The sequence below is a fragment of the Pseudomonas sp. 3JA genome (assembly GCF_036961705.1).
Taxonomy (GTDB): domain Bacteria; phylum Pseudomonadota; class Gammaproteobacteria; order Pseudomonadales; family Pseudomonadaceae; genus Aquipseudomonas; species Aquipseudomonas fluorescens_Q.
In genome coordinates this window covers 261,206-280,085 of the sequence record NZ_JBAMDJ010000001.1, presented here as the reverse complement: position 1 = coordinate 280,085, position 18,880 = coordinate 261,206, and the positions used below count along the sequence as shown (strand labels likewise).

Annotated in this window: 12 protein-coding genes; 6 read left to right on the top strand and 6 right to left on the bottom strand. The window is 60.6% G+C overall.

Annotation, left to right across the window (positions count from 1 at the left end; genetic code table 11):
• Window positions 1–552 precede the first annotated feature (552 nt).
• From V7773_RS01190 to pgm, 3 genes are all read left to right on the top strand, one after another.
• The gene (locus V7773_RS01190) at window positions 553–2,043 is read left to right on the top strand and encodes a hypothetical protein (protein ID WP_336071813.1); all 1,491 of its coding nucleotides are present in this window, start codon (window positions 553–555) and stop codon (window positions 2,041–2,043) included.
• A 96-nt stretch (window positions 2,044–2,139) separates the two neighbouring features.
• The gene (locus V7773_RS01185) at window positions 2,140–3,537 is read left to right on the top strand and encodes an aminotransferase-like domain-containing protein (RefSeq protein ID WP_336071811.1); all 1,398 of its coding nucleotides are present in this window, start codon (window positions 2,140–2,142) and stop codon (window positions 3,535–3,537) included.
• Window positions 3,538–3,628: 91 nt separating this feature from the next.
• On the top strand, window positions 3,629–5,275 hold the full coding sequence (gene pgm / locus V7773_RS01180) for a phosphoglucomutase (alpha-D-glucose-1,6-bisphosphate-dependent) (protein ID WP_092463484.1): 1,647 nt from the start codon (window positions 3,629–3,631) through the stop codon (window positions 5,273–5,275).
• Window positions 5,276–5,451: 176 nt separating this feature from the next.
• On the opposite strand, the gene V7773_RS01175 is transcribed toward pgm, so the two are convergent.
• Entirely contained in the window at window positions 5,452–6,147 is a 696-nt protein-coding gene (locus tag V7773_RS01175; protein ID WP_092143129.1) for a pirin family protein, read from the bottom strand.
• A gap of 235 nt (window positions 6,148–6,382) precedes the next feature.
• Here V7773_RS01175 and V7773_RS01170 point away from each other — a divergent pair, with 235 nt between their 5' ends.
• Together V7773_RS01170 and V7773_RS01165 are read left to right on the top strand one after the other, a co-directional pair.
• Window positions 6,383–8,869 carry a UvrD-helicase domain-containing protein gene (locus tag V7773_RS01170; RefSeq protein WP_336071807.1) on the top strand — a complete coding sequence of 829 codons (2,487 nt, stop codon included), beginning with the start codon at window positions 6,383–6,385 and terminating at the stop codon, window positions 8,867–8,869.
• A 311-nt stretch (window positions 8,870–9,180) separates the two neighbouring features.
• Window positions 9,181–10,530, top strand: coding sequence for a hypothetical protein (locus V7773_RS01165; protein WP_336071922.1), 1,350 nt, complete (start codon window positions 9,181–9,183; stop codon window positions 10,528–10,530).
• Between the two features lie 160 nt (window positions 10,531–10,690).
• On the opposite strand, the gene V7773_RS01160 is transcribed toward V7773_RS01165, so the two are convergent.
• Window positions 10,691–11,128, bottom strand: a complete 438-nt coding sequence (locus tag V7773_RS01160) for an Lrp/AsnC family transcriptional regulator (RefSeq protein WP_003202176.1) — start codon at window positions 11,126–11,128, stop codon at window positions 10,691–10,693.
• A gap of 133 nt (window positions 11,129–11,261) precedes the next feature.
• Here V7773_RS01160 and V7773_RS01155 point away from each other — a divergent pair, with 133 nt between their 5' ends.
• A complete protein-coding gene (locus V7773_RS01155) occupies window positions 11,262–12,155 on the top strand; it encodes a DMT family transporter (RefSeq protein ID WP_336071804.1) in 894 nt (297 codons plus the stop codon).
• 19 nt (window positions 12,156–12,174) lie between these two features.
• On the opposite strand, the gene V7773_RS01150 is transcribed toward V7773_RS01155, so the two are convergent.
• The 4 genes from V7773_RS01150 to V7773_RS01135 all read right to left on the bottom strand — a co-directional run bounded on the left by V7773_RS01150 (window position 12,175) and on the right by V7773_RS01135 (window position 18,817).
• Window positions 12,175–13,800 (bottom strand): NADP-dependent glyceraldehyde-3-phosphate dehydrogenase, encoded by a 1,626-nt coding sequence (locus tag V7773_RS01150; protein ID WP_336071802.1) that lies wholly within the window; start codon window positions 13,798–13,800, stop codon window positions 12,175–12,177.
• A 196-nt stretch (window positions 13,801–13,996) separates the two neighbouring features.
• A complete protein-coding gene (locus V7773_RS01145) occupies window positions 13,997–14,911 on the bottom strand; it encodes an autotransporter outer membrane beta-barrel domain-containing protein (RefSeq protein WP_336071800.1) in 915 nt (304 codons plus the stop codon).
• Window positions 14,912–15,205: 294 nt separating this feature from the next.
• Window positions 15,206–17,665 (bottom strand): autotransporter family protein, encoded by a 2,460-nt coding sequence (locus tag V7773_RS01140; RefSeq protein ID WP_336071798.1) that lies wholly within the window; start codon window positions 17,663–17,665, stop codon window positions 15,206–15,208.
• A 387-nt stretch (window positions 17,666–18,052) separates the two neighbouring features.
• Complete coding sequence (locus tag V7773_RS01135) at window positions 18,053–18,817, bottom strand: endonuclease/exonuclease/phosphatase family protein (RefSeq protein WP_219737683.1); 765 nt, start codon at window positions 18,815–18,817, stop codon at window positions 18,053–18,055.
• Between the last annotated feature and the right edge of the window lie 63 nt (window positions 18,818–18,880).

Here is an 18,880-nt window from a genome sequence, read left to right as displayed (position 1 = left end):
GGCCTGTCCCGGTTCGCTCAAGCCTGAAGCGGTCTGCCGACCAACATCTGAACTGGTTTTTGCCCTCAATCTGTATCTTCTAATCATTGTTTAAGTCTTGATAATTGAACGCTGATTTCCATATCAAGGAAGAAGTCGTGGTGCTGTATAACTTTTTCGAAGGTCTTCATCCTTCAAGATGCATTCAAGGGGCAATAAACGTTAATGGGTATGGGGCTATCTATCGACCCTGGGGAAAACAGGGCGGGGTAGAGAGCCAATTAAAGTTCGGCAAGTTCTTTATTTCTCGTACTCATTGTCTGTGGGACGTTGTCGGAATTCTCCTAGGACGTGCCGTTCGGTCGGTTAGGCCCCCTGATTTCAAGGCTTTCGGCGGGGGAGTGCTGGGGCGTGAGCCGACTCTCAGTATATGTATCAAATAATTACAACAAGCAATGCTCGAGCGTATTGCTAATACTCTTTGAGTGCTAGAACAATCATCTAGACCAACACGTCGTGCAGTCACGTTGGTGCGGGTGCGACGCCGATAGTTGAATTTCCAGGTAAATGGCTATGAGTGCAATTCATGAGCAGGCAATGACTCACGTGTATCAACAGATACTGCAACGACTGTCAGGTTTTTATTCCCGGGCAGAACGTACCGCGTTGCAGCTTTTGATCCAGCGTTTAATTGTCGCCGCCGGAGGCATCGAGCGGATTGGCGATTATCGCGTGTTGACGGTCCTGAACGGGAGCCGGGAAAGCTTTTATGTGCTGACCGCCTTGCGGGCCGCACAGCTGAGTATCGCGGGGCGGCATCCGGTGACCTTCGCCTTGCGTGTCGCCACGCCACGCTTGAGCGAAACCACCCAGGCGACGCTGGAAAACATCCACCGCTGCTACAGCGCGCTGTTTGTCTACGATGATCCCCGGGTCGAATTGCTGATGGCGGATAACCGCGAGGTGTTGCCGTTCAATCACCGGCAGCCCTTGTCGGTGGCAGGGCACGAAGCCAATCGCATGGACCTGCTGGTGCTGGGACACCTTCGTGCGGTCGACAGCCCCTTGGAGATTGGGGATGACGGCTACCTGGCGATGGCCGAATTCTATCGGCATATGGCTCGCTGGGAGTCGGGCGTGGATTCGTTGGTCAGCAGCGATACACCGCGCCAGCAAAAACAATTCATATCAGGCCTTCGCCGCGCGACTCGCAAGATCGGCCTGCAGACCGAGCACGCCTGCGGTTTCGACAACCTCTTTGCCCACCTCGACACCCTGGGTGGTGATATCTACCGGCATTTCTATGGGCCGGAGCGCCTCGATGCCTGGAGGCCCGAGGGTCACTTCGAGGCTTGCCGGCGAGTGGGCCACGTCGGCATCGACGACCTGATCGTCGTTCGTTCGGAGGGAACCAACTGGCCGCTCTTCAACGAGTTCCTGCGGGTGCAGACCGAGGGGCTTGTGCCATCGGCGCCTGAAAACGAATACATCAGCCCGCTGCTGTCGGCCCATCTGCACGGTCTGCAGGCCTGCTACCTGCATGGACGCAGCTATGAAACCGGCTATGGAGACTACGCGCAGCGAGCGATCATGATCATGCATCGCAAGCAACTGCCGGAACACGCCTGCGAACAGGCCCGGGCGCTGTTCGGCTCACCATCGTCGATTCCCGAGCGTCGTGCCTACGCCGCCCTTGAAGCGCAAAAGATCCTGGGGCTCAGCGAAACGCAACTGGTGTGCATGCTGTTCGCGCCCTTCGTGGGGCAGGGTGCGGGCCTGGAGCATTTCCTGCGTTGCTGCCATCCCGGCATGCTGGTGGCGATGCCGGACCTGCACAAGGCCATGCAGGGCGCGACCGTCGTCGATCAGGTTGCGCAGTGGATGGTCGAGGTCAGCGGCCTGCCCATCGACATCCTTGGCAAGCTGTACCGGGCGAGCGTCTCACTGCCGGAACAACCGGACATTGCCCCGGGCGCCGATCTGCAGCAGACCATTGACGGCATCGACACTGCAGAAGCCGGGTCGCCTGCCGATGGGCTGCATGAACGCTCGGCAAGGCATTGAGGAACGAGGTTTGACGCAATCATCTACCTCGTCCCCAGTCCTTGTACCCGGCGTTGCGACTGGGTCGGCGGCGACCCGCTGTCCTGGCCTGAGCCGATGAAAGGTTGCCGGGAGACAGGCTTCGCCTACCAGGCGGTTTATCGCTACCTGACCACGCTGATCAACGAGCTGGAGGTTGATGCGCGGGTTCGCCTGCCGTCGCTGCGGCAACTGGCCGAGCGTCTGAACGTATCGATATCGACCATTCAGTACGCGTATTCGCTGCTGGAAAAGGAAGGGCGGGTCTATTCGATCGCCAAGTCCGGTTACTACGCGCTGCCCGTGCCCAGCATGGCCACCCTGGACGGCGGTGACGATTTACTCGAGACCTTGTACGTCAATGCCCGACGACCAGGCATGCGGGTGCTCAGTGCGGACGAGCCGGCGTCGATGCAGCCATTGGACAGCCCGCTGTTGCTGCTCGAACGCGAACTGCTGCGCCAGTACCCACGCTCCTCGCAGACACCCTCGCAACCCTGGGGCGAGCTGGAGCTGCGCACCGCGCTGGCTGCCCGCTACACGTCTTCGCCGGCCCGTTGCTGGAATGCCGATGACGTCTACATTGGCGCTGACCTGCGTGGCGTGCTGGAGATCCTGATCGCGGTGCTGGCACTGCGCGGGTCCGCCGTGCTGATCGAATCGCCCTGCGATTGGGCAGTGTTGCGCCTGCTGCAGGCGGCGGAGGTCAACGTCATCGAGCTGCCACTGCTGACCAGCGGCGAGCTCAATGTCGAGCAACTGGAACAACTGCTGGTGAGCGAAACTGTGCGCCTGGTGGTGCTGTCGTCGGTCTTGAACATGCCGAGGGGCACGCTCGTTCCTGAAGAGAACCGTCGTGCCATCGCGCATCTGCTGGAGCGGCACGGAACTTGGGTGCTGGAGAACGACAGCCATACGGACCTGGCGTTCGAGGCGAGGGGGACGCCTTTTCGAGACTTGCTCGACCCGGACCGGCTGATTGTCTATTCGACGTTCGAGAAAACCATCGGGCCAGAGGCGCCGTATGGCTACGTGTTGTCGCGCCAGTTGACCTTGCACCTGCAGCGACATTTCCTGCTGCGCGCGTTTTGCTTGTCGCCGATTCGCCAGAAAGCCATCGCCCGGCTGTACAGCAACGGTCGGATTGACCAGCACTTGCTGGTGTTGCGGCGCCTGCTGCGCGAAAGCGCGGTTTCGACTACGCAAATGCTGCGCGAGCGGCTAGGGGATAGCCTGCAATGGGCAGAACCTCAAGGTGGTGCGACGATCTGGATGCAATCGACGCGACGGGTCGACTTGCGGCGGGTCTTCCATCGGCTGCTTGCCCAGCGAATCGTTATTGCGCCAGGGGAGTTGTTCAGCCTCCAGGGCCTGTATGCGCAACATATGCGCCTCACCCACGCCCTGAACGGGCCACAGGACATGGACGCTGCCCTCTGCGCGCTGGCCGATGCCTTGAGGCTCGAACAAGCGTAGTCGGCAGCAATGGATCGAACCCATCGCGCCATGGTCGAACTGTCAGTAAACTGCATCCCATTTACCGAGCCACTCCACTCAGAGGTTTTGCATGACAGTCAGTCCATTTGCGGGCAAGCCGGCACCGGCAGAGTTGTTGATCGATATCCCGCGACTGGTGACGGCCTACTACACCGGCCGACCCGATGCCTCGGTTGCGACCCAGCGCGTGGCTTTTGGCACTTCCGGGCACCGTGGCAGCTCCTTCGACCTGGGCTTCAACGAGTGGCACGTGTTGGCCATCAGCCAGGCGATCTGTCTGTACCGCGAAGCCCAGGGCATCAACGGGCCGCTGTTCGTCGGTATCGACACCCACGCGCTATCGACCCCGGCGGGTGCCAGCGCGCTGGAAGTATTCGCGGCCAATGGCGTCACCGTAATGATCGCCGAAGGCGATGAATACACCCCGACACCGGCGGTTTCCCACGCCATTCTCTGCTACAACCGTGGCCGCACCTCGGGCCTGGCGGACGGTATCGTCATCACGCCGTCCCACAACCCACCGCAAAGTGGCGGTTACAAGTACAACCCTACCAACGGTGGCCCGGCCGATACCCACATCACCAAATGGATCGAAGCCAAGGCCAACGAATTGCTGGCCAACCAGCTCGCCGGCGTCAAGCGCGTCAGCTACGAGCAGGCCCTGAAAGCCGATACCACCCACCGTCACGACTATGTAAACACCTACGTGGCAGACCTGATCAACGTCATCGATTTCGATGCCATCCGTACCGCCGGGTTGCGTCTGGGCGTCGATCCGTTGGGCGGCGCGGGCGTGCGCTACTGGCCGGCCATTGCCGAGCATTACCGCCTGGACCTGGAAGTGGTGAACACTCACGTGGATTCCACCTTCCGTTTCATGACCGTCGACTGGGACGGGCAGATCCGTATGGACCCGTCCTCCAGCCATGCGATGCAAGGGTTGATTGGCCTGAAGGAACGTTTCGACGTGGCCTTCGCCTGCGACCCGGACCATGACCGCCATGGCATCGTGACCCCATCCGGTGGCCTGTTGGCGCCGAACAACTACCTGGCGGTCTCCATCGACTACCTGTTCCAGAATCGCCCGCAATGGCGCGCCGATGCCGCCGTGGGCAAGACGGTGGTCAGCAGCGGCCTGATCGATCGCGTGGCCAAGCGCCTGGGGCGCCGCCTCTATGAAGTGCCGGTGGGCTTCAAGTGGTTTGCCGATGGCTTGTTCGATGGTTCCCTGGGCTTTGGGGGTGAAGAAAGTGCCGGTGCTTCGTTCCTGCGCAAGGATGGCGGCGTCTGGAGTACCGACAAGGACGGCCTGATCCCGGCGCTGCTGGCAGCTGAAATGACCGCGCGCACCGGTCGCGACCCGAGTCAGGCCTACCGCGCGTTGACTGACGAGCTGGGCGAACCATTCTCCGTACGCGTCGATGCCAAGGCCAGCCCCCAACAAAAGGCGCTGTTGAGCAAGCTGTCGCCCGATCAGGTGGCCTCCACCGAACTGGCCGGGGAGAAGATCCAGAATATCCTCAGTCATGCGCCGGGCAATGACCAGGCCATTGGCGGCCTGAAGGTCATGACCGAAAACGGCTGGTTTGCGGCACGCCCGTCCGGGACCGAGGATATCTACAAGATCTACGCCGAAAGCTTCCTTGGCGACGCGCACCTCAAGCAATTGGTGGCTGAGGCGCAAACGTTGGTGGATGGGGCTATCACCAGCAAGTGATACATCTGATGTGAGCTTTGTGGCGAGGGAGCTTGCTCCCGCTGGGCTGCGCAGCAGCCCCCCTCAAGCTCACTCAATCGACCTGATCCACCGCGTCGCCGGGTTCTAGGGCCGCTGCGCAACCGAGCGGGAGCAAGCTCCCTCGCCACAAGAGCGGCGGTGCTGCGATGCAGGGTTTAGGCGAGGTCAACGAGCACGATTTCGCTGTCTTCGATCGCGGTCACTCGCAATATCCGTTCATCTTCAATCGCAACACCGTCTCGAGCTTGTGCACGCAAGCCATTGATTTCTATCAATCCTGTGGCCGGCACAAGATAAGCTCGACGTGCGGCGTCCAGCCGATACTCCGCACTTTCCCCCGCCTTGAGATTGGCCGCTACCAGTCGTGCGTCGGCGCGAATGCGCAGGCTCTGGTCATCGCCGGCCTTGCCACTGGCCAATGTCACGAAGCCTTCGCGCGAGTCCTTGGGAAACGGCTTGGCCCCCCATGACGGTGCCAGGCCTTCTTCGTTGGGGATGATCCATATCTGGAAGATGCGGGTGGCCGTCGACTCCAGGTTGTATTCGCTATGGGCAATGCCGGTGCCGGCGCTCATGACCTGTACATCACCGGCCTGCGTACGGCCTTTGTTACCCAGATTGTCCTGATGGCTGATCGCGCCTTCGCGCACATAGGTGATGATTTCCATGTCCCGGTGCGGGTGTTGGGGAAAACCGCTGCCGGGGGCGATGACATCATCGTTCCAGACCCGCAAGTTGCCCCAGCTCATGCGCTGTGGGTCGTAATACTCGGCGAACGAAAAATGGTGGTGGGCATCCAACCAGCCGTGGTTGGCGGCGCCCAAGGTGGCGAAGGGTCTGAGTTCGAGCATGTTCGTATCCTTTTCGCTGGGAGCGAAAGCGATGGTTGATGGCGCTATTCTCGCGAAGGAAACCATCGACAAAAAGCGTAAAAAACGCGTCAAACCTATCGGATAACCAGATATGAATTCGCGAGCCAACTTTCACTTCATCGCCTAAACCCATGACTTAAAAGCTTTTTGGTGGAACCTGGCGGCAAATACAGACACCATAGCCGTCATGGTTCATGAACACCGGAGTCCCAGCGTGGCGCAACACACTCCCGATCTTCCCCCCGAGCTTTTATCCCTGGCCCAGATGCCGCTGTTCAAGCGCCTGGCCGCCCGATTCTTCGGCCATGGCCTGACACGCCTGCGAGCCCAACATCGTGCCTCCTGGTTGCATGGCCAGGCCGACGGTTTCCGCAGCGGTCATACCGCCGGTTTTGACTATGGATACAAGGAAGGCCGGGCCGAAGGGCTGGAGGAAGGCCGTCAGGTCCTGTTGATCCGTGATTCGCGCAGCACGGAGCATCCGGCACCGCAGGTCGACGATCTGCTGTTCGATGACTGGCGCCTGCCGCTGACCGCTGAGTTGAAGAAACGCATCAAGGCAGATGTCGCCCGATTGCTGCCGGTCCATGCACAACCGAGTGCCGTGCAATGGAAGATGATTTTCAGCGACACGCCCTCGACCTCGGTGGTCGCCGGGGCCGGGGCGGGCAAGTCCACCACCCTGGTGCTGCGCATTGTGCTGTTGTCCCATTACCTGGGTTTCGAATTGGACTCGATGACCGTGGTGACGTTTACCCGGGAATCGCGTAAGGATTTCATCCAGAAACTGATCGAAGTGTTTGCCCTGTGGGGACGTACCGTCAGCCTCAAGGAAGCTCGGGACTTGGTGCGGACATTCCATTCGCGAATCTTGCCCATGGTCCGCAGCTTGCCCGGGTTCGAACGGCTCCAGGCGTTCGAGACCCTGAGCCATCGCGCCGAAGCGGGTGACGATGATGCCCAGGGCAATCCTTTTGATTTGCGCATCAATGACGCCCAGCGCCAGCAACTCAACGCCTGTTATTACAACCTTTACCAGCGTGACCCGCGTTTCCGTGAGCTGATCCTGCCGTTGTCCCGCCATGCGCTGCAGCTCAAGGAGCTGGAGCGCGATCACCCGGATGTGCAAAAGCGGGTCGCCGTGACCGAGCTGGCAGCCCAGCGCGATGAAGAATTGTGCGATGCCGTCGAAGACCTGTGGTTGCGCGCGGGTGCCTGGCCGATCAAGGGAATCGAGCCGAAACGACAAACGTTCGAGATCAATGGGTCGACGTTCCACTGCCATGGTTACGCGCCTTCCCTGGATGCCTGGGTAATATTGGGGTTCGATCCACGGGAAGACGCCCGGCTCAGTCGTCCGGGCGCCAAGTTGAGCATCCGCGCGGAATGGGCGGTCAAGCGCACCCTGTTTCAAGCTTTCTGTCGTAAGCCACTGATATGGCTAGAAAGTTATGAGGCGTCAAAACGTGTGCTAGCGTCCATGGCCGGCGATGCCAGTGCCGGGCCTGGGTTTGATTACAAGGTCAAGGGCGAGCTGGGTTCAGCACCATTGCTGGACTGCTTTGTCGCGGCGGCAGGCTTTATCGAGAACCTGGGCCTGGACGTCCCGGATGCCGTGGGTCGGATGTCCTTTGCCCAGGATGACCCTGATCGGTATTTCTTCGAGGCGCTGAGTCGCTACTGGCGGGCATTCGAAGACCATCTGCTCGACCAATCGCCGCCGGTCATGACCTACAACCGCATGTTTGCGCTGTTCAGCGAACACTCGCCGGAAAACTTCAAATTGCTGGGGGATGCGTTGCTCAGGCCGCTTTCGCACCTGATGATCGACGAATTCCAGGACGTGTCGCCGCAGATCGTCTCCTGGCTGCGAGCCAGTCTTCGGGAAGTACGCAGCCGTGGTCCCGCGATGCACGTGGGGCGCGGCGCCCAGCGTTCTTCCTTGTTGTGTGTCGGGGATGATTGGCAATCGATCTATGGCTGGCGCGGCAGTTCACCGAGCTATTTCATGGCATTCAACCAGCAATTCCCGTCGCCGACGACGACCCGGGTCATGCTCACTGACAACTATCGCAGCCACCAACACATCATCGATGCGGCCGAGCATATTGTTCGCGCCGCTGCGGCTATCCCAGGCAAGAAGGCCAAGGCCAGTGGCGTGTCTCGCTCGCTGAGCCCGGTCAATGTGTTGGATCGAGACGATGAAGGGCTGGCGCGGCGACTGGATGAGCACTACCGCAAGGGTGATTCGATCTTGATGCTGTATCGAAAAAGCAGCGATAAGCTATTGATAGAAAAGTATATTAAGCCAACAGTTAATGTGGATTCTAGCTTGCCGTGGGAGGCGAGGCGGCTCAGGCAGATGACTTACCACAGTGCCAAAGGGCTCCAGGCCGATGCGGTGTTCCTGCTGGGCGACTGCCAGCACCTGAGCAGTTCACCCTACAAGAACCAGGTCTACCGAATGGCCGGGCTAGGCAAGGACGGTGATACCGAACCTTACGACTCGGCGCAAAAGGACGAAATCCTGCGCCTGGCATATGTGGGCATCACGCGTGCGGTGCAGCACTGTTACTGGTACGTCGATAGCCAGGACGGCCAGGCGGCCAAGGGGCCCAAGGCTTCGGATCGTATTGCCGGGGACAAGCCCTTTTTTGCTGACCATCGCCGGAGTGTGGCTAATGGCCGGCAAAAAGCCTGAAACATGATGGCACCTTTGGATAAATGATCTACACCTATGGCAAGGGATTGCATTGCCAAGGTCGGCATGCGGTTGATCGATCGATCACCGCGTTAAATCTTCGCCACACTCCCTCGATATCGTTCCCATCCGGCTGCCAGAGCCAGGCCTGACTGTGCCCGCTTGGCGGGCGCCAAGGAGGTGCGTCACATCGCTGAGCGTGGACCGTGAGCAGGTCTGGCATCGTGCCAACGCCTGATAACAGAAGGAGGCCCTGCGCATCGCTCAACCCTTCGATGGGACGGCAGGCGTCTCCCGATAAGGAGATATCGATGAAGCATTTCCAAGGAAAGATCGCTGCACTACTGGCCCTGACCGGCACGTTGTCCATGGCTGGCGCCCAGGCCGGGACGTTCCCTGATTACGGCTTCGCGCCACCCAAAAGTTCGTATCCCTCCGCATTTTTCCGGCTCAGTCAGGACTACCCCACCGTGGCGCCGGGCCCGACTTCGATGCCGTCGTTTTTCAAGCACCTGCCCGTCAATTTCAGCAATGATTTTGAAAGCTGGCGCGCCTATATGAACGAGGTAAAGAACTACTGCCTGGAGGGCAATACGGAGGTCGGCTGGAACGTGCAGAAAAACAAGGTTCGTCAGTGGTATCACATGCCTTGGCAACACTATGGCCCCAACGGTCGTGAAGCTATTCACGGGCTGACCAAAGAGGCGCCGATCCAGCCCAAACAGTTGGCGAGTACCCAAACCGTGAATGGCCAGACCTATGCGGTCGGCATCTATAACGATATAGGGGCGTACACCATCGGCCAGGTTTGGAAGGATCCGCAGAACCCTGACCCGAGCTACACCTCGCAACCAAAGGGATTTCCCAATGGCACAGTGGTGTGCAAGGCGTTGTTCGCAGACATCGATATCAGTACGGTGCCCTCGCTGGTCAATCCGGTACTTTGGAGTGCCTACACCACCAAGGACTTCTACTCAACCAAACGCGCCATCACCAAAGTCGCGTTGATTCAGATGGACATCGCCGTCCGGGACACGCGCGTCAAAGATACCGGCTGGTTGTTCGGCACCTTTCAGTACAACGGTGCGATGACCGGTAAATCGGGCTGGGACAACCTGGTGCCGGTGGGAATCATGTGGGGGAACGATCCGAAGGAGAACGGCAACGCGTTCACCAACCCGACGCCGACTGAAACCAAGATCAACCCGGCGCTGAAGCAGACCGCGATCAATGCCAACACCAAGGAGCTGCCACCGACCCACCTGGGCTGGAACGGCCGCCTCAACGGCCCCGTGGACAATCCTCAGGCCTCTTGCCTGAGTTGCCATATGACCGCCGAGTACCAGCAACTGGCGCCAATGAATCCGACCTTCCAAGCCAATCCGCCACCGGTGGGAGGCGAGGAATGGATGAAATGGTTCCAGAACATCCCGGCTGGACAGCCGTTTTCGCCGGGCACCCGCAGCACGGACTACAGCCTGCAATTGTCCGGCGCCCTGGCGAACTTCTATGAATGGAAATGCAACCACAGCGGAATCTATGCCGACGGCAAGAATGCTTGCGCCAAAGTCCAGCCCCTTAACCTGATGAAGGCGAGCAATGCGCCTGAACAAGAGGTGTTTAAAGTACAGCGCAGCCCTGAACTGGAAGAGCTCAAGTAGCGTGCCCCCGGCCTCGGACAAGCGCCGAGGCCGAACTTCCTGTGGAAGCGAGCGTGCTCGCGAAGAGGCCGGCACATCCAGCCTCGGTGTGACTGACCCGGCGTCATCGCGAGCAAGCCCGCTCCCACCGGGCCATGCGTTCGCTCAAACCAGGCGGCACCTAAGCCATCGGCGGCAACCGCCGCTTGACGGGCGTCTTCTTGACGATGGCCGTATTGGTCTCGGCGTGGACATTGAGTTTGTCCAGCAACGTATCCAGCTGTTCCATCGAGCGCACGTGCAGGCGGGCGATGAAGCAGTCGTCGCCGGTCACCTTGTCGCATTCGGTGAATTCAGCGATGGCCTGGATCTGCCGCTCCACTTCCTGCAACTGCCCCGGTAGCGGGCGGATACGCACGATGGCCTGGAGTTGATAGCCGAAGCACTTGGGGTCCACTTCGACGGTGTAGCCCCTGAGCACACCACGTTCTTCGAGCCGGCGAAGGCGCTCGGCGACACTGGGGGAGGACAGGCCGCTGAGGTTTGCCAGGGCCTTGAGGGAGCGTCGGGAATCTTCCATCAGGGCACTGATGAGGATCTGGTCAATATCGTCAGTCATTTCAACTCCATTAGGCGAATGTGTGAAGTTGCCTTGATAAAAAAGGTCGAATCGCAGTTTAGCCTTTTTCAAACCATGGAGAAGCCTCCCGACGGCTCGGCATACTGTGCCCACTTGCTGAAGGAGCCTGAAGATGGACAAGACCTTACGCCGCGGTTCGCTGGAAATGACTGCCGCCATGCTGATCTCCGGAACCATTGGTTGGTTCGTGCTGGTTTCCGGCCTGCCGGTGCTGGATGTGGTGTTCTGGCGCTGCGTGTTCGGCGCCGTGACCTTGCTGCTGATCTGCGCCGGTTTCGGCTTTTTGCGCCCCGGCATCCTCACCCGTACCACTTTCCTGCTGGCGGTACTCAGCGGTGTGGCGATCGTCGGCAACTGGGTATTGTTGTTTGCCTCCTATTCCCGCGCCTCGATTGCCATCGGCACGGCGGTGTACAACGTCCAGCCGTTCATGTTGGTGGGGTTGGCGGCGCTGTTTCTGGGGGAAAAAATCACCGCGCAGAAACTGTTCTGGTTGGCGGTGTCGTTTCTCGGAATGCTGGCCATCGTCAGTGCCCATGGCGAGCAAGGGCAGGGTGGCGATGATTATCTGCTGGGCATTGCCTTGGCGCTGGGGGCTGCGTTGCTGTACGCCATCGCGGCGTTGATCATCAAGCGCCTGACCGGCACGCCGCCGCATCTGATCGCGCTGATCCAGGTTGGCACCGGCGTGTTGCTGTTGGCGCCCTGGGCGAACTTCTCGGCGTTGCCGCAGCAAACCGAAGCCTGGGCCAGCCTGCTGACCCTGGGCATGGTGCACACTGGCGTGATGTATGTGTTGCTGTACAGCGCCATACAACGCTTGCCGACCGCTTTGACCGGTGCGCTGTCGTTCATCTACCCGATCGCAGCGATCTTCGTCGACTGGTTCGCCTTTGGCCATCGCCTGGAGCCGCTGCAATGGTTGGGCGTGGCGGCGATCCTGCTGGCGGCTGCCGGCATGCAACAGGGCTGGGGCATCAAGTCGCGGCGCCCAGTCCTGTCGTAGCCCACCGTTCGGGCGTGGATCAGAAGATGTAGTCAGTGGTCAGGAAGTTGGAATCGCGCTCACGGATGATGTCGCTGATCAACGCCTTGTTGCTCTCCTGGAACTTGGTTGCCACCAGCGTGCGGATGGAAAAGGTGCGCAGTGCATCGTGGACCGACAAGGTGCCCTCGGCCGAATTCTTCCGGCCATTGAACGGGAACGTGTCCGGGCCACGTTGGCACTGGGCGTTGATGTTGATGCGTCCGACCTGGTTGGCGAAGGTGTCCACCAGCTTGCCGACTTGTGCCGGGTTGGTGCCGAAAATGCTGAGCTGCTGGCCGAAGTCGGACTCCAGTACGTAATCGATGACGGTATTGAGGTCGCGGTACGGCACGATGGGCACGACCGGACCGAACTGTTCCTCGTGGTAGACCCGCATCGCTGTGTTCACTGGGTACAGCACCGCGGGGTAGAAAAACGAGCTTCGCGATTCGCCGCCATGGGCATTCTTCACTTCTGCACCTTTGGCGAGTGCATCGGCGACCAGCGAATGCAAGTAATCGACTTTGCTCGCTTCGGGCAGCGGCGTCAGCGCCACACCGTCCTCCCAGGGCATGCCAGGTTTCAGGGTGGCGAGCCTGGCGTTGAACTTCTCGATGAACGCCGGCGCCACATCCTCATGGACAAACAGAATTTTCAGCGCTGTGCAGCGCTGGCCGTTGAATGACAGCGAGCCGGTCAGCGCCTCGTTGACCGCGTTGTCCAGGTCGACGTCCGGCAGCACCAGGCCAGGGTTCTTCGCATCCAGCCCCAGGGCGGCGCGCAAGCGGTGTGGCCGTGGATGGAGCTTCTTCAGGTCACTGGCCGCTTTGTTGGTGCCGATAAAGGCGAAGATGTCGATCTTGCCGCTGGCCATCAGCGCGCTGACCGTTTCGCGGCCGCTGCCGTAGATCACGTTGATCACGCCCGCCGGGAAGCTGTCGCGGAAAGCTTCCAGCAACGGCCGCACCAGCAGGACGCCGAGCTTGGCCGGCTTGAACACCACGGTGTTGCCCATGATCAAGGCCGGGATCAGCGTGGTGAAGGTTTCGTTCAGCGGGTAGTTATAGGGGCCCATGCACAAGGCCACGCCCAGGGGCACGCGTCGGATCTGCCCGAGGGTGTCCTGTTCCAGCTCGAAGCGGCTGGAGCGCCGGTCCAACTCCTTGAGGGCGTTGATGGTGTCGACGATGTAGTCGCAGGTGCGGTCGAACTCCTTCTGGGAGTCCTTGAGGTTCTTGCCGATTTCCCACATCAGCAACTTGACCACGGCCTCGCGTTGCTCGCGCATGCGTGCCAGGAAGGTTTCCACATGGCGGATGCGCTCGGCAACACGCATCGTCGGCCACTGGCCCTGGCCGCGATCGTAAGCCCGCACGGCAGCGTCCAGGGCGGTGAGGGCGGTCTCGGCATCCAGCAGCGGCGTGCTGCCGAGAATCACTTGTTCATCACCCAGCTCACCCGTCAGGTAAACGGGGCTGCGGACGACGGCCAGTGGCCCTTGCCAGGTTTCCAGGACGCCGTCGACCAGGTATTCACGCTGTTCGATCCGGCCTTCGAGGCGGTAGGCCGGCGGGATGTCGGTGGCGCTGGGAAAAAGGTTGGCGAGGAAGGGGACGGTGGTCATGTCGTTACTCCATCAATGAAATGAGCCAGGGCAGACGGCTTGCAGGTATAAATCGCTTTTAGCGTTATACGCCTTAATGGAGGTGTTTTTTAAGTGGCGGCAGTTTGCTTGTGCCGGACTTATGCAGGAGCCGCCTCGCTTCGCTCGACAGCTCCCACAGGCCCAGCCTTGGAAAACGGTGGGCGTTATCTACGACTCACCAGCGCATCCGCACGCCCATGCTGGTAATGATGCCATTGAGGTCGTTGTCGTCGACGTCACTGCTGTAATCGGCACTGACATACAGGCTGACCGCCGGCGTGACCCGGGCGACCAGGCCCAGGCCGACTTCGACGGTGGAGGATTTTCGGCTGCTGCTGATCTTGTCGACCTTGTCCAGGGACACCGTGCTGGCGTTCTGGACGGTGTGCCACAGGTTGGTTCGCAGGTAAGGCTCCACACCGAGGCCGTTGACCTGGTAGTTACCCTTGAGGCGTGCACCAACGCGGCCGCTCCAACTGCTCAGTTCATCGCCGGTGCCGCTCTCGGCATTCGGCGTATCGAGGGTGATGCGCTGGTTGATCAGTTGCGCCTGGGGTTCGACCACCCAGTGGGTGCTGATGCCAATAGGGAAGCCACCTTCGACCGACAGCGTCACCGCATGGCCTTCGGTGGCCTGGCGCTGGCCTTGTTCGGTGCGGCTGTAGCCATTGATCCGGCCGCCGCTGGCGCTCAGGTCGACGTGCCAGCCCGCGGGGCCGGTCAGGCTCCAGTAGGCGCCGAGGCTCGAACCTTTCAGGTTGACGGCATCTTTGTCCGGGTCGGCCAGCGCGGGCATCACCAGCAGGCCGCCGCCGGTTGAAGTGATCTGCTGTTGCCCACTGATCAGTCCCATGCGCTGGGTATGACCGTCGCCGTTTCGCACTGTGAACAGGGCGGGGCTTTTGCCGGAAGCAGGCTCACTTCCAACCAGTGCGGTATCGAGGTGGGTGGATGATGTTCGGTCGTACCAGGGCTGCACGGTCTCCTCGGCAGGCCAGGCCTGGACCTCCATGGATGAAAGCAGCAGCAACGATGTCGAGACGGTATGGAAAGTGGTGGTGAGCGCTTGTGGACGGAGGGAAGTTTTCATGGGGGCCTGCCTTGCAATCGCATGCGTTTCTCGCTTTTTGGCGTCTCTCCTACCCCGAATGAGGGGCGACCGAATGGATTGAGGCAAGCCTCTGGCGGCCCGTGTTGGCGGGTTCCAGAGGCCTGCCCCTGACTGTATTTCCGGGGGTAGTACGGTGTAGTCAAGAAGACCGATGGCGGCGCGTCAAGAAAATGAACGATGAATGGCAAGATGAAATCAGCGCTAATAAAGCGCTGATTTCAATTGGTTATTGTGGTGGGTATTCGGGCGTCAAACCTCTGTCGTAGACCCTGCCTACCAACTGATCCGAAAACCGACGTTGCCCATGACACTGTGTTGCTGGTTGCTGTCGAGGTTTTGGCTATAGTTCGCGCCAGCGTACATGGCGACGCTGGGCGCCAGGCTCACGGTGACGCCAATCCCGAGGTCGCCGGTGGAGGCGCGCTGTTGGGTCTCGACCCGTTCGGTGTCGTCGAATATCACTGAGTCGGTGCCGGAAAACGTATGCCAGAGGTTGGCGCGCAGGTACGGTTCCACGGGCATGCCGCTGACCTGGTAGCGGCCCTTGAGGCGCGCACCGAGGCGGCCGGTCCAGGCACCGTCGGAGTCGAATTCGACCTTGGAGACCCCATCGTTTTGCGTATCCAGGGAGACCTTTTGGTAGATGATCTGGGCCTGGGGTTCAAAGTCCCAGTCAGCGGTCACCTTGAAGGGGTAGCCGGTCTCCGCCGAAGCGGTCAAGGCGTGCCCGCGATTGTCGATTTTCAGGCCGCGCTCGGAACGGTTGTCGCCGTTCAATCGCGTGCCCATCACCACGGTGTCGACGTAGCCGCCGCTGGGGTCGGTGAGCGTCCAGTAGAGCCCATAGCTGTCGCCGTCGAGTTCTATCTTGCCGGCGTGTCGGCCTTCGAAACCCAGGTTGAAGCCTTTGACATTGCCGTTCAATTCCGTGTGCCCGACGAAGAAGCCAATGCGCTGGGTCTGGCCGCCGGACAGAAGCGAACTGTATAGGTCGTTGCCCACCTGGAACCCTTTGATCGACCCATCGAACTGCGGCGTCACCGTACCGGCCCAGGTTTTATCCAGGTCTACGCCATAGACCCGACCCCAACCCGCGCCGAACGCGCCGGTTTCCGTGAGCAGGCGCTGGTCACCCTGGCGGTCATGGAACGTACCGAGGGCCATCAAGGTCAATTGCGCCGCCGCTGGAGGCAGCACCGACCAAGTCGGCACTTCCGGGCGATACAACGGGATGGGGGCCGCGCCGGGCACTGCGGTTGGCAAGGGCGGTAGCGTCGGGACGGGGGGCGCGCCCGGCGCGGGGGGCGCCGTCGGTATGGGCGCCGCTACCGGTCCGGCGACCACGGTGGAGCGCAGGTACCAGTTGTTTTGATTACCCGTCACGCCGCCTTTGAACAGGCGGTAATCGAACGCGCCGGCCGAGACGGACTGCGCCAGAGAAAAGGCATCGATGTTACTGACCGCGCCTCCCTGGGCCTGGACCACTTCGATGCCATCCTGAGTCGTCAGTGCGCCCGTGCCGCCCAGGTTCGTGACTGTGATGGCGGTATTGCCGGTGAGCGTCCCGCCATTGACCACCAGCTTGTCGCTGGCGGAGCCATCGGCGCCAATTGCCGTTTGCACGTGCAACTGGCCGTTGTCGCCGACGTAGTTACCCTGGACGGTGAGGGTATCGATGGCGCGGGTGTTGCCCTGGGTAAGGTCTATCGTGCCGGCATTGTTGAGCGTCGCCAGTTGACCGGCAGTAAAAGGGGCGACAACGCCTTGGGTCGCCGTCAGCGTGCTGCCGCTCTCGATGTTGAGCGTCCCTGTGCCGGTGGCGCTGTCACCCAACGTCAGCGTGTCATCAAGGTCCAGTTGCGAGCCTTGGGTGAGGCTGACCGTTTCCCAATTGAGGTAACGGGCGCCGGTGCTGGAGGTGCTGCCTTCAAAGGTCAGGACGTCTTGGCCCAATCCGCCATTCACGCTGGGGGTGATGCTCAGCCCGGTTTCATCGAGGTTGCTCAACAGCGCCGTGTCGCTGCCGTCACCCATCAGGATGGCCGAGTGAATGAGGCCACCGCTCCACTGCAACTGGTCATCGCCGGCACTGGCCCGGACCTCGCCGAGGATTTCGCCGCCGCTGACGGTAATGCTGTCGTTGCCGCCGCTGACGCTGACATTGCCGCCGATTCGTCCGGCGGAGAGGATGATGGTGTCCTGGCCGAAACCGGTCACCAGGTTGCCAATGATCTGCCCGCCTGACATATCGAAAACGTTGTCATCGAGCTTCATGTCGACCCGGCCGATCGTGCCGCCGGTCATCTGCGCAACGTCGCCGTCTTCGAACGCGTCGACGATGGTGCCGCCGGTCATCAAGAACGTATCGAGACCGTCACCTTGTGCCAGGGACAGGATCCTGCCGCCATTCATGATGAAGTCGTCCACGCCGGAGCCTTGCTGGACATCACCGTCAATCAAGCCGTTGGCATTGATCACGATGCGGTCGACGCCGGCACCGAATGTGACGTCGCCGCTAATGACACCACTGCCGTTGGCGGGCATGGTCAGGCTGTTGTTACCCGAAAGGTCCGTCAGCCCGGGGCTGGTGCCGCTGTCGCAGACATAAGCGTCATCGCCTGCGGTTGGCGTCAGCGTGCAAGCGGCCATGGCGGCCGGGACGGGTAACAGGAAGGGGGCTGATATCCACACAGCGTTGAACAACCGATTGAATCCTCTATCGTGCCGAATCATGTGCTATCCCTCTGCATCGGCATCTCGTAAATGCCGGTTTCAGCATCGGTTGCACAACAGATGGCACACAGGGCCTGGCAACGCTCGCTGTATGGGATGGCACCCTAGCAATGAAAAACCAGCGTCGCTACTGTCAGAACTTACAGGTCCGCGGGCAGGAAGAGCAGAAAAGGCCCGCTCTACAAATTAATCTCGTTCACTTAAGGCCATCGACAAACCCGTGGCGAGGGAGCTTGCTCCCGCTGGGCTGCGAAGCGGCCCCTAAACCTGCCAAATGCGCAGCATCAGACACACCGCACCCGCCGGTTTACGACTGCTTCGCAGCCAAGCGGGAGCAAGCTCCCTCGCCACAGGTCCATCATTTTCTTAAGTGAACAGCATTACGCTCTACAAATGCACTTCCACCGAAAGCGGCAGGTGATCGCTCAGGTGCGTCCACGGTTTGTTGCCCAGGATTTGCGGGGCATGGCTGCTGGCGTTGCGCAGATAAATACGGTCCAGGCGCAACAGCGGGAAGCGGGCTGGATAGGTCCTGGCGGGGCGACCATGGTGGTGCTCGAAGGCTTCATGTAGATAGCCACGGCGGGCGAGGGCGAGGTTGCCACGCAGCTGCCAGTCATTGAAGTCGCCGGCAATGATCACCGGGGCGTCCTCGGGCAGCGAATCGAGCAGTTGGCAGAGCAGTTTGAGCTGCAATTGGCGATGGCTTTCCAGAAGACTCAAGTGCACGCAGATCCCGTGGACAGCGGCGTGCCCGGGCACATCCAGCACACAGTGCAACAACCCGCGCCGCTCCGGGCCGGTGATGGACACATCGAGATTGCGAAACTGGCGGATCGGGTATTTGGAGAGCAGGGCGTTGCCATGGTGGCCATCGGGGTAGACGGCATTGCGGCCGTAGGCGAAGTCGCTCCACATGCTGTCGGCGAGGAATTCGTACTGGGATGTCTGGGGCCAGTTGTCGTAGCGTGACGCGTGTCGGTCATGTTCGCCCAGCACCTCTTGCAGGAACACCAGGTCGGCGCCGGTACTGCGCACCGCTTCGCGCAATTCGGGGAGGATGAAGCGACGGTTGAGGGCGGTGAAACCCTTGTGGGTATTGACCGTCAGGATCCGCAGCCGATGAACCGCCGCAGGCAGCTCCGATGGCATTGGTTCGACGGCCCGCCAATCGGGATCTTGAGTCACGTTCCCTCCTGAATCAGACGTACCTGT